Genomic DNA, 11778 nt, shown 5'->3' on the forward strand with positions numbered 1-11778 from the left:
TTGGGAAACAACGCCCCTCGTGGATAGTTAACAGCTCAGCCAGCTGCGCCGCCAACCAGCTCTTGCCCGATCCCGAGTTGCCAATAATTAGAATTCGTTTCATCTCTGAGTGCTCTTTAAATACCCAATTGGCTGGTGACTATATCTGTTTCCACTCGCTCAGGAGGACTGCCAAGACTACGGTATCCCACCACTGATCTTTGAAGAAACGGTGTTCGCGAAAATATCCCTCTTGTCTCATACCCAACGCCTTGCATAACCGAATCGCAGCGCGATTCTGGCTGATGATTTCTGCATAGATCCGGTGTACACCCAATTCGCGGAAACCAAGGTTCATCAAGGCGTATGCGGCTTCATGTATGAGTCCATGCCCCTGATATTCGCGGGCCATGCCACATCCCATCGATGCCTGATTATTCGCTTCCAGACGCAGGCAAACCGTGCCAATAAATTCCCCGGTCGCTTTGTACTCGATGGCTAATTGATAGGCGGTGCGAGGCTGTTCGCTCGCCTGCTCGATAAACAGTCGGGTGAGCTGTCGATATTTATCCGGGTCGCAATCTGATTCGCTGTAAAAGCGCTGATATTTGCTCTCTTGCGAGATGGCGACAAAAGTTGCTTCATCCGCTGGCTGCATATCGCGCAGGATAAGGTGTGTGGTTTCAAGCTGGAACATAACTTCCTTGTTAATCTCTGATATGTGTATTCAGTGCCGTAGGGTGCAAAGAACGAAGTGAATTGCACCGCTTGTTTGGTTACAGAAAATGTGATGACAGGAAGGTAGAGATGATGACGCGAATGTACGAATACGCTTTGCTATTCGAACCTACAGATCTAAAAAATTTACAATGATGAAATCCAATTGATGAAGTTTGAAATTTGTTGGAAGCTAACAGCTAGCCATATTTGTATGATTGCTAGAACGGCGACGAACCAAGACATTCTCTTTTGATATGATAAGTTTGCAGATTGAACTTTTTCATTGGAAGCTTGCTTTTTTAATTCTAAATTTGCCTTTATTTTTTGAACGTTGTTCAAATATGAATCAGCCTTTTTAAAAAACTGTTCATAGTTCAACGTGTCACCACCTTGGTAATGCATGAAATCAAGTTTTGACGCGATTATAGCAGTAAGTAACTCCTCTATCTTCAATAGTTCCACGTATGAATCATAAATATTATTGTAACTTTTATCAGGGCTTTCATTATAGGTGTCTATAATTGACTGGCAATAGTTTTGATCAAGACGTTTAAATCTGGCATCACAAATATGGAAGAATTGATAGATGTGGTGCGAGTTTATTGGTGAAAAAAAACGAACTGAGAAGTCATTAAATCGATGTTCATCTATTTCTTCAGATGTTTGGGATGCAATATATAGATGAGATATTTTAGGAGGGGTTGATCTTGGCCTAAAATAACGAAGGGAGAATAAGCATCTTTTTAAATCATCACTTTTAAATGATAAATTAAAGCTATCGAAATTTTTAATAAAGTGTGTGTCACAGTTATCATTATATATTTCTTTTGGAAGTTGTGCTTTTTCAATAAAGTATGGATTTATATCATCTATATGGATATCCATTGTATATACAGGTACTTCGGTTTGACTTATACCAAAAAACTTGTACAACTGGCTTTCTGCCAATTGTATTTCTTTATGTAAAAATTCAAGTCTTGATGATAAACGTTCTTCAGATAAGCTGAATCGATCTGATACGGTTGAGGCTACGAATTGTGCGCTAAATGGGTTACAGCTTAAATATTTTATCTGCTCGGGTTCAATATCTGTCACATTAATGTCTTTTAATAATTCGGTAGCTTTGTCGGATAATATCCAGTACAGAGCCAAAAAGGCTAACCCTCCATCTATATGAATTATTTGTATCGAGCAAGCTTCTATGTAATCACTTTGATGATGAATGTATCCATCAACATGATATCTTTTTGATGTGCTTCCGATATTAAAAAAACCTACATTTAAAAAACCATTGTTAAACATGGAGTTTTTGGCGTAGGAATCATCTAGATAATTATTTTTAACTTTCCATGTTTTTAATTTTATTGCGTTGTCTTGAGTGATTGAACAAAAACTACTGATAGCTTTTGCTTTCCATTTTAGTTGTGGGTTGAGTAGGCTGTAATGAGTGATCATGTTATTGGTTTTACGTTCTGTATTCTGTTCTTGATATTCTTTTGCTTCGTAGTAGAACTTGCTGGCAAGGTTCATTTTTTTGCTAAAAAACACAGGGGCAATATTAACCACTCTGCATATTATAGCTGTCATGAAATTGGTATAGCTACCCACGAACCATCTCCTATTTTACAATGTTAAATATCACTAAGATGAGCGTTTGGCTATAATCCTCGCTTCCTAAAAATTCATCGTAGTTGCCGTATAAGATAGTTGACCTAGAAACCTTTACAATAAGGTTCATCTTTATTTTTTGGACATATGAATTTTATAGGGTCTAAGTGAAAATATGTTATGCAGGCGTTGTGTCACTATAGTTTTTATAAGTTGTACATCTCGTATGTGGGGCAAACATCGTAGGTTGGTGCTGAACGAAGTGAAGCCCAACGTTTACCGCGACAAAATTCTAATTGCTTACATCGACTTCAACCGCCCCTGAAAATAGCGGTAAACATCGTCGTTATTAAAGCCATTTATATTTTGGTTGGAGAATATAAGCGATGTGACTTCTTGTGCCAGACCTGTAGATTAGCGCAGCGTAATCGGACGTTCGCGAATGTTTTATCAATATCTCGCTTGTTGGGCTTCGCTATGCTCTGCGCCAACCTACAAACCCCACGCTACCGCCCGTGGATTACAGCCTCCAGCCTGCTGCGGTCATCCGGCGATGTGGTGGATGGCGAAACGGCTGTACAGGGTTATCTCTGCAAGAGTGGTTGCCAAGTGGAGCATATTAGTCGAGAGAGGGGCAGGGTAAAACCGCTGTCGGGCAAAAACCTGCCAAAGATCAACAAATTACTCATTAAGCTCCTGATATCCGCCCACTTGGTACAGTGACCGCAGGCAGAACTTCGCCCCTTGCCGGGGGCAACAGCCACTCAATACTCAAGAAACTTCTCCCCGCAGCGTTCGCAGATCAGATGCCGCACATGAGTGGTCTGATAGGCGAGGGTCTGGCCGAATACCGCATTGGTCAGACTGCTGGAGCGAAAGGCTTGCCAGAAGGCTTTACGCGGTTCTTTGGGCATTACATCCTGACTGTGGTCGCGCGCCACCAGCACCACGATATGGCGGGTACGCTCTCTGCATTTGTCACAGCGATGGATTTCACTTGGCGGGTTCTGGTCGTGCGGGTTGCTCATACAGGGGCTCGTGAAGAGAGGGAGGCGCTCATCATATTCCTCTCCACTTGGCTCTCAATCTCTCCTTGCCAGCGCAGTGAGCAGCCTCACATTTTGCGCTGCTGCAGGTCTGCCCAGCCATCTCAGGCCGACTCCCGCTTTTGCAGATTGGGGGTGATGATATGGCGGTTGGGGGCGAGATCGGGTTGTTGCATCCGGGTCAGCAGTCGCCTTGCCGCCTGACGGCCAATCTCCCGCGCCGGTGAGCTGACGAAGGTGAGGGCGGGGGTGGTGAGTTCGGCTTCCGCCACATCGTCAAAGCCGAGCAGGGCCACCTGCTGGCCGATGTAGTTGTCTTTGCCCACGGTGCGTCCGCTTGCCTCCACCCCATAAATACCGCCGAGGGCCACTTCGGGATAGTGGCAGAGCACGGCGGTCACCTTGGGGTGCTGGTGCAGCAGCTGGGCGATGGTGTCGGCGGCGCTGCGCTGGGTGCGCTCGCACTCCAGTACCCACTCTGGTTTGAAGGGGAGGCCGTATTGCAGCAGGCTGGCGCAATAGCCGCCGATGCGCTCGGCGCGGGTGAGGGAGTCGGCCCGCCCGCCTACATAGGCGATATGGCGGTGGCCCTGTTCGATGAGATAAGTGGTGGCCTGCTTGGCGGCGTGGGTGTTGTCGGGGCCGATAAAGTCCACGTCATCCCGATAGTAGGAGCGGGCGGCACACACCACCGGTAGCTCTGAATCGAGCAGGGTTTCCAGGGTTTTGGCCGCCGCGCCGCGCACCGGATTGAAGATGATGCCCGCCACCCCTTGGCGCGACAGGGACTGGATGCTTTGCTGCAACCGCTCCGGGCTGTGGCCGCACTGGGTCAGAAACAGCAGGTAGCCCTGCTGCTCCAGTACCTCGCTCACCCCGGCGGTCACTTCGGTATAGAAGGGGTCGGTGATGTCGCGCAGGATCAGCCCCACCAGATTGGATTGCTGGCTGCGCAGGTTGGCGGCGGCGCTGTTGGGCACGTAGTCGAGCTGCTTGATCGCCTGCTGCACCCGCTCGGCGGTGGCCGGGGAGATGCGCCCTTTGCCGTTGAGTACCATGGAGACGGTGGTGACCGAGACCCCCGCCAGCTGGGCGACATCGGTGATCTTGACGTTTTTCGAGACGAGCGATTTGGATGGCATAGGGCGAACGGGGTGCGATGGCTGGTTGAGTGCGAGGCACCAGCATACCTGCTCAGATGCTCAAGTGAAACGTTACATCACTGTTGGGCCGATCCGGCTCACAAATTTGGATTTCCCTGCCAGCCAGCCCTTTCATTCTGTGATCCTGTCGGCACTTGCAAGTTGATAAAACGATTTATCATCCAGCAAAACCTGATGCTGACCCGCGCCTCTGCTTCGACATTGCTTCGAGCTGAGGGAGGGCAGCCACAGACATTGCTGTTTATTCACAAGGAGCCGTTTCATGGCCAAGCCTCAAGCCAAATCCACCATCTGGGAGTTCCTGCAGAGCCTCGGCAAGACCTTTATGCTGCCGGTCGCTCTGCTGGCCTTCTCGGGTATTTTGCTCGGTGTCGGCAGCTCGCTCACCAGCGATGCGGTCAAGCAGAGCATGCCCTTCCTCGACAATACCGTGCTGCAACTGCTGTTCCTCTGGATGACCAAGGTAGGTCTGGTGGCCTTTATCTACCTGCCGGTGATGTTTGCGGTGGCCATTCCGCTGGGGTTGGCGAGGGAAGAGAAGGGGGTCGCGGCCTTTGCCGGTTTCGTCGGCTATGCAGCGCTCAACCTTTCCATCAACTTCTACCTGACCGTGGCCAACGTCATCGGTGACGCGGCAGCGGAGAAGGCCTACGGGGTGAAATCGATCCTCGGCATCAGCTCCATCGACACCGGTATTCTGGGGGCCATCATCGTCGGGGTGATCGTCGCCAAGCTGCACGCCCGTTTCTACACCTACCGGATGCCCGATGCGCTCGCCTTCTTCGGCGGTGCCCGCTTCGTGCCCATCATCACAGTGCTGGTGTTGGGGGTGGTCGGTCTGGTAGTGCCGTTCGCCTGGCCCTGGTTTGCCGCTGGCATCAACGGTATCGGTGCGCTGATCTCCCACGCTGGTCCCTTCGGCCCCTTCCTGTTCGGTACTGGCGAGCGTCTGCTGCTGCCGCTTGGCCTGCACCACATTCTGGTGGCACTTATCCGCTTTACCGAAGCGGGTGGCACTCAACTGGTGTGCGGCAACGAGGTGAGTGGCGCGCTCAATATTTTTTACTCCGAGCTCGCCTGCGCCGATACCACTGGCTTCTCGGTCTCTGCCACCTCCTTCCTCTCGCAGGGCAAGATGCCTGCCTTCCTCGGCGGTTTGCCGGGTGCGGCGCTCGCCATGTATCACTGCGCTCGCCCGGAAAATCGCGGCAAGATCAAGGCGCTGCTGGTCTCTGGTGTGGTGGCCTGCGTCATCGGTGGTATCACAGAGCCGCTGGAGTTCCTGTTCCTGTTCGTGGCGCCGGTGCTCTACGTCATTCACGCCATCCTGACCGGGCTCGGCTTTATGACCATGGGGCTGCTCGGCGTCACCATCGGTAACACCGACGGTAACCTCATCGATTTTCTGGTGTTCGGCGTGCTGCAAGGCACCGCCACCAAGTGGTATCTGGTGCCGGTCGCGGCCGCCATCTGGTTTGCCATCTACTACAGCGTGTTCCGCTTCGCCATCGTGCGCTTTAACCTGAAAACCCCGGGCCGTGAAATCGAAACCAGCGAGGCTGCCCAGCCAGCAGGCAAGAAGGCAGGCAACAGCGGTTACAACGGTGAAATCATCCTTAACGCCTTGGGCGGCGCCGATAACATCCTTGCGCTCGATAACTGCATCACCCGCCTGCGGATGTCGGTGCAGGACATGAGCCGGGTCGATGACAAGGTATTGAAAGCGAACGGCGCCATCGGGGTGATCAAGCTCGACGAGCACAACCTGCAGGTGGTGATCGGCCCGCAGGTGCATCTGGTGAAAAACCAGCTGCAGAGCCTGATGGGGGCCTGAACCGGTCAATAAAATCCGAACGGGGGGCGCAAGCCCTCTTACATTTGCCTCTCCCAATATGTCTCCTGTTTATGGAGGGAGAAACTTCATGCACGATATTTATGATTTCGACCACGTGGTCGACCGCCATGGCACCTACTGCACCCAGTGGGACTATGTGGCCGACCGTTTTGGCCATGCCGATCTGCTTCCCTTTACCATCTCCGACATGGATTTCGCGACCGCCCCCTGCATTCGCCAGACCCTGGCAGCCCGCCTTGAGCACGGGGTATTTGGCTACAGCCGCTGGAATCACGACGACTTCAAGGGGGCGGTGAGCGACTGGTTTGCCAGCCGTTACGGGGCGAGCCTCGAACCCGAGACGCTGGTCTACGGCCCCTCGGTCATCTATGTGATTGCCCAGCTGGTGAGCCTCTGGTCGGCGCCGGGTGAGGGGGTGCTGGTGCATACCCCCGCCTACGACGCCTTCGGCAATATGCTGGCTGCCAACGACAGGGTGCTGCTGCCATGCCCGCTTAAAAAAGAGGAGGGGAGTTACCAGATCGACTGGGCCTGCTTCGAGCAGCAAGCGGCCCGCCCCGATTGCCGGATTTTGCTGCTCTGCAGCCCCCACAACCCCACCGGTCGGGTCTGGACGCGGGATGAACTCGGCCGGATGGCCGCCATCTGCCAGTGTCATGGGGTCAAGGTGATCTCGGACGACATCCATATGGATGTGAGTTTTGCCCGCTACCTGCCGTGGAGCGAGGTAGCGCCGGATGATCACTGGGCGCTGGTGAGCTCGGGCTCCAAATCCTTCAATATTCCCGCCCTTGGCGGCGCCTACGCCTTTATCGCCAACGGTGATGCTCGGGCCGCCTATCTGCAACGGCTCAAGGCGGCCCACGGCCTCTCATCGCCCCCCATTCTCGGGGTGCTGGCCCATATCAGCGCCTATCGGGATGGGGCTGCCTGGCTCGATGCCCTGAAAGCCTACCTGCACTGCAACCTCACCCATGTGGCGGCGCGGCTCAACGCCGCCTTCCCCGCCATCGACTATCGGGTGCCTGAGGGAACCTATCTCGCCTGGATTGATCTGCGCGGCCTTGGTATCGACACCACCGAACGGATGAATGAATTGCAAACCTTGCTGGTGGAGAAATACCGGGTCGCCATCATGCGCGGCGACACCTATGGCCCGGAAGGCACAGGTTATATCCGCCTCAACGTCGGCTGTCCGCGCTCGAAGGTTGATCAGGGGCTCGACGCCCTGATCGGCGCGCTGGGAGAGGTGGTGTAGGCAAATTCATTCAATATGAGAAACAAAACAGGGCCATCAATGATGGCCCTGTTTTGTGGGGGAATATCAAAAAACCCGCCCCGGATATCCGGGGCGGGTTTTTATTTAGCGATACCGAGATGAGCCGTGGGGGACACAAGGGCTCAGCGATAGCGGCCGCGTACCGAGCTGCTGGCGCGGCCGGCCAGCTTGATCAGGCTCTGGCGGGTGTGCAGGTGGCACAGTGCGACGCCGAGGGCATCTGCCGCATCCGCCTGCGGGGTGGCGGAGAGTTTCAGCAGATGGGTCACCATATGCTGCACCTGCTCCTTGGCGGCGCCGCCGGTGCCGACCACCGCCTGCTTGATCTGGGTGGCGGAGTATTCGCTCACCGGCAGATAGGCGTTGACCGCGGCGACGATGGCGCTACCCCGGGCCTGCCCCAGTTTCAGGGCCGAGTCGGCGTTGCGGGCCATAAAGACTCGCTCGATGGCAAACTCGGTGGGTTTGAACTGGGTGATGATCTCGCAGACCCCGTCATAGACCTGCTTGAGGCGCGCTGGCAGTTCGCCGCAATCGGTGCGGATGCAGCCAGAGCCAAGGTATTCGGCCTTGCCGCCCACGACCCGGATAACCCCGTATCCGGTGATCCGCGATCCCGGATCTATGCCCAAAATAATGCTCATGGGTGTTGATTGCTCTAAAGGCGAGTGATGGTCGCCAAGATAGCAAACTGCGGCCAGTTTGGCTGCACACTGTATGTACGAACAGTAAAAAGAGGGCTTTAATATGACAAAAACGGCCCCTAAAGGCCGTTGCGTCATAACAGAGTGCGGTCAGGATCAGGCTGCGTGATCGACCTTGTGTGGCTGGGAGAATCCTTCCAGCTCGCCCGGGGCGAAGTTGTCTACCTGGATTGCTTCGTAGCGCAGGGCATCGGCGGCCAGCAGTTTGTCCGCTTCGTCCTTGCTCAGGATGGAAGCGGCCAGCGCGGCGGCAACCAGCTCCGGCAGGGCCATCTTGCGGGGCAGTTTGCCCTCTTTCTGGGCCTGCACCAGCTTCTTCTCGTAAGGCTGTACCGAGACCATGGCCTGGAAGGCGCGCTCCATCAGACCGACCGGATCCGCGTCGTCCTTGCCCACATAACAGAGGGCGGTCAGACGGTCGCGGAACTCACCCGGCTTCATCATGGCCAGACAGATGGCGTGGCAACGATCGTCTGCCGGCATCTTGTATCCGACGCCGAACGGGAACACCACCCGCTTGAGTACGGCACCCACTACCTTGTTCGGGAAGTTCTGGAAGAAGCCCTCGAACGCCTTGCCAATCAGGTAGAGGTTGCGCTCCACCGCGTACTGCACGAACGGCAGATCGGAGACCATGCGGCCCTGATCCTCGTAGTGCTTGAGGGTAGAGGAGGCCAGATAGAGGTGGCTCAGCACGTCACCCAGACGGGCGGAGATCATCTCCTTGCGCTTGAGATCGCCACCCAGCATCAGCATGGAGACGTCGGCGCACAGGGCCAGCCCTTTACTCATGCGGGACAGCTGCTTGTAGTAGCGGGCGGTTTCGCCAGCCACCGGCGCGCTGTTGAACTGACCCAGGGTCAGTCCCTGGAACAGGGAACCGAAGAAGTTGCCGGTGCCGAAGGCGATGTGCTTCATCAGCAGGGCGTCAAACTTCTCGAGACCGCGCTCCACGTCGGAGTCGGCCGCTGCTTCCAGCTCGGCAAACACGTAAGGGTGGCAGCGGGTGGCCCCTTGTCCGAAGATCATCAGGTTACGGGTCAGGATGTTGGCCCCTTCCACCGTGATGGCGACCGGAATGCCCATGTAGGCGTAGCCGGTGTAGTTTTTCGGACCGAGCTGGATGGCACGACCGGCGTGGATGTCCATGGAGTCATCCATGATCTGGCGCGCCATTTCGGTCATGTGGTACTTGGAGATGGCGGTGACGATGGCCGGTGCCTGACCCAAGTCCAGGGAACCTGCGGTCATGCGGCGGGCCCCTTCCAGCTGATAGGTGAGGCCGCCAATGCGAGCCAGCGCCTCTTGCACCCCTTCAAACTTGCCGATGGACATGCCGAACTGCTTGCGCACGTAGGAGTAGGCGCCCACGGTGCGGCTCGCCATGTGACCACAGGCGGTGCCCAAGGCAGGCAGCGAGATGCCGCGACCAGCGGAGAGGCACTCCACCAGCATGCGCCAGCCACGGCCGGCGTAATCCGGACCGCCGATGATCCAGTCGAGCGGAATGAACACATCCTTGCCGAAGGTCGGGCCGTTCAGGAACGCCAGACCCATGGGGTAGTGGCGATCGCCAACGCGCACGCCCGGGTGGCTGGTGGGGATGAGCGCGCAGGTGATGCCGAGCTCTTCCTTGTCACCCAGCAGTTTTTCCGGGTCATAGAGTTTGAACGCCAGCCCCAGCACGGTGGCGCGGGGCGCCAGGGTGATGTAGCGCTTGTTCCAGTTGAGGCGAATACCCAGCACCTCTTCACCCTTGTGCATCCCCTTGCAGACGATCCCCTTGTCGGGAATGGCGCCCGCATCAGAGCCCGCTTCCGGCCCGGTCAGGGCGAAGCAGGGCACCTCTTTGCCGTTGGCCAGCCCCGGCAGCCAGAAATCTTTCTGGGCCTGGGTGCCGTAGTGCATCAGCAGCTCGCCCGGGCCGAGGGAGTTGGGCACCATGACGGTGACCGCCACGCTCAGGCTCTTGGTGGCAATACGGGTGACGATGGTGGAGTTGGCAATCGCCGAGAATTCGCGGCCGCCGTAGGATTTCGGAATGATCAGGGAGAAGAAGCCTTCCTTCTTCAGATAGTCCCACACCGGCTCCGGCAGGTCTTTAGTTTCGTTGACGATCTTGAAGTCATCTACCATGGCGAGCAGGGTTTCGACCTGATTGTCGATAAAGGCCTGCTCTTCGGCGCTCAGTTCGGCCTTGCCGTAACCGTGCAGTTTTTTCCAGTCGGGGTTGCCGCGAAACAACTCGCCATCCCACCAGACGGAGCCGGCTTCCATGGCCTCCCGCTCGGTAGCTGACAAGGGCGGCAGTATCTTTTTGAAGATGCCGAACACCGGACGGGTTACCACCTTTTTACGGATGGAGGGCACGCCGAGTACAACGGCTATCGCCAGCACCAGCAGGACAAGCAATGTGATCATACCGAAGTTCCTTCTATTTCACTGTTTCCGTTGATTTGTTGTTGGTTGTTACACAGCCAGGGAGAGCCTGGTCGACTCCACGGGCGCCCCGACTCCGGACGCCAGATAAGGAATAACGTTGCGCACCAGCCCTTCCACATCGAGCTGTTGGCCAAAGTCGGCCAGGGCGATGTCGCGTAGCGCATCGGCGGAGGCCATAGTGAACACGACGGTGCCCAAGGTGAAGTGCAGGCGCCAGAAGAGATCCGCTGGCGACAGGGCCGGATTGGCCTTGGAGATCGCTTGGGTGATCCGCATCAGAATGGGGCCGTAGTGGGCGGTGATAAAGCGGCGCAGGTGGCCCTGGCTGTCGATATAGCCGCGTCCCAGCAGCTGCATGAAGATGGCCGGGCCGTTGGCCCGCACCGCCGAGAGTTTCATCAGCGGCTCGACAAAGCTTTCAAACAGTTGCAGCAGAGTAAGCTGTTCCTGCTCCATCAGCACCCGCAGGCGGGCATCGAGATCGGGCATAAACAGGCTCAGGTAACGGTCGAGCACCGCCTGGATCAGCTCCTTCTTGGAGCCGAAGTGATAGTTCACGGAAGCCAGATTGACGTCGGCCTCACTGGTGATCAGACGCAAAGAGGTATCGGCGAATCCCCGCTCGGCAAACAGCACTTCAGCGGCATCGAGAATACGGTTTTTGGTATCGATTTTACTCACTGGACACCTCACTTAAACGAATGTTTAAAAAGTACGTTTCATAACGTGAAGTGTCAAGAGAATGTGAATGAGTGTTAGCGGAATGTTTTTCGATGAAAAAGCAAAGTAGGCGGAACTTAGTCAAAAAGCCGGACTCTATATCTATGCCACTGCAATTAAACATTAAGTCTCGCCCAACCTGCACCATGCTAGTTGGGCCTTTTTTTGCGCGTTTGTTACCGGTTTGCGGTTTGCAGGCAAAAAAAACCGCCGCAGGGCGCGACGGTGGGGAAAGTGAGTTCGCGTCATCCTGACGGCAAAC

General features: G+C 55.2%; 9 protein-coding genes and 1 pseudogene. 2 read left to right on the forward strand and 8 right to left on the reverse strand.

Going from position 1 to position 11778, the window contains the following annotated elements; all coding sequences use genetic code 11:
* Window positions 1-16 precede the first annotated feature (16 nt).
* From CK911_RS21630 to CK911_RS02215, 5 genes and pseudogenes are all read right to left on the reverse strand, one after another.
* Window positions 17-103 (reverse strand): annotated as a pseudogene (locus CK911_RS21630) (AAA family ATPase); the annotation flags it as partial.
* A 36-nt stretch (window positions 104-139) separates the two neighbouring features.
* Window positions 140-676 (reverse strand): GNAT family N-acetyltransferase, encoded by a 537-nt coding sequence (locus CK911_RS02200; RefSeq protein ID WP_098968827.1) that lies wholly within the window; start codon window positions 674-676, stop codon window positions 140-142.
* A gap of 167 nt (window positions 677-843) precedes the next feature.
* Complete coding sequence (locus CK911_RS21070; protein ID WP_157774516.1) at window positions 844-2307, reverse strand: hypothetical protein; 1464 nt, start codon at window positions 2305-2307, stop codon at window positions 844-846.
* Between the two features lie 764 nt (window positions 2308-3071).
* A complete protein-coding gene (locus tag CK911_RS02210) occupies window positions 3072-3335 on the reverse strand; it encodes a hypothetical protein (protein ID WP_098968829.1) in 264 nt (87 codons plus the stop codon).
* A gap of 122 nt (window positions 3336-3457) precedes the next feature.
* Window positions 3458-4495 (reverse strand): Mal regulon transcriptional regulator MalI, encoded by a 1038-nt coding sequence (locus CK911_RS02215; protein ID WP_098968830.1) that lies wholly within the window; start codon window positions 4493-4495, stop codon window positions 3458-3460.
* A 283-nt stretch (window positions 4496-4778) separates the two neighbouring features.
* Between CK911_RS02215 and malX the strand changes: the two genes are divergently transcribed.
* The gene (gene malX, locus CK911_RS02220; protein WP_098968831.1) at window positions 4779-6350 is read left to right on the forward strand and encodes a maltose/glucose-specific PTS transporter subunit IIBC; all 1572 of its coding nucleotides are present in this window, start codon (window positions 4779-4781) and stop codon (window positions 6348-6350) included.
* A gap of 88 nt (window positions 6351-6438) precedes the next feature.
* Window positions 6439-7629 carry a MalY/PatB family protein gene (locus CK911_RS02225; RefSeq protein WP_098968832.1) on the forward strand — a complete coding sequence of 397 codons (1191 nt, stop codon included), beginning with the start codon at window positions 6439-6441 and terminating at the stop codon, window positions 7627-7629.
* A 143-nt stretch (window positions 7630-7772) separates the two neighbouring features.
* Here the strand turns inward: CK911_RS02225 and ruvC are convergent, their stop codons facing one another.
* The 3 genes from ruvC to CK911_RS02240 all read right to left on the reverse strand — a co-directional run bounded on the left by ruvC (window position 7773) and on the right by CK911_RS02240 (window position 11477).
* Window positions 7773-8294: a crossover junction endodeoxyribonuclease RuvC gene (ruvC, locus tag CK911_RS02230; RefSeq protein ID WP_098968833.1), complete on the reverse strand. Its 522-nt coding sequence runs from the start codon at window positions 8292-8294 to the stop codon at window positions 7773-7775.
* Window positions 8295-8450: 156 nt separating this feature from the next.
* Window positions 8451-10775, reverse strand: coding sequence for an acyl-CoA dehydrogenase (locus CK911_RS02235; RefSeq protein WP_098968834.1), 2325 nt, complete (start codon window positions 10773-10775; stop codon window positions 8451-8453).
* Window positions 10776-10823: 48 nt separating this feature from the next.
* A complete protein-coding gene (locus CK911_RS02240) occupies window positions 10824-11477 on the reverse strand; it encodes a TetR/AcrR family transcriptional regulator (protein ID WP_042020647.1) in 654 nt (217 codons plus the stop codon).
* Window positions 11478-11778 lie beyond the last annotated feature (301 nt).

The organism is Aeromonas sp. CU5, from assembly GCF_002586745.1.
In the GTDB taxonomy this organism is placed as follows: Bacteria; Pseudomonadota; Gammaproteobacteria; order Enterobacterales; family Aeromonadaceae; genus Aeromonas; species Aeromonas sobria.

Excerpts from the sequence above, each read along its gene's own strand:
- CK911_RS02210 (WP_098968829.1), bottom strand. The coding sequence starts at position 3,335 with ATGAGCAACCCGCACGACCAGAACCCGCCAAGTGAAATCCATCGCTGT.
- CK911_RS02200 (WP_098968827.1), bottom strand. The coding sequence starts at position 676 with ATGTTCCAGCTTGAAACCACACACCTTATCCTGCGCGATATGCAGCCA.
- CK911_RS02215 (WP_098968830.1), bottom strand. The coding sequence starts at position 4,495 with ATGCCATCCAAATCGCTCGTCTCGAAAAACGTCAAGATCACCGATGTC.
- ruvC (WP_098968833.1), bottom strand. The coding sequence starts at position 8,294 with ATGAGCATTATTTTGGGCATAGATCCGGGATCGCGGATCACCGGATAC.
- CK911_RS02235 (WP_098968834.1), bottom strand. The coding sequence starts at position 10,775 with ATGATCACATTGCTTGTCCTGCTGGTGCTGGCGATAGCCGTTGTACTC.
- malX (WP_098968831.1), top strand. The coding sequence starts at position 4,779 with ATGGCCAAGCCTCAAGCCAAATCCACCATCTGGGAGTTCCTGCAGAGC.
- CK911_RS02225 (WP_098968832.1), top strand. The coding sequence starts at position 6,439 with ATGCACGATATTTATGATTTCGACCACGTGGTCGACCGCCATGGCACC.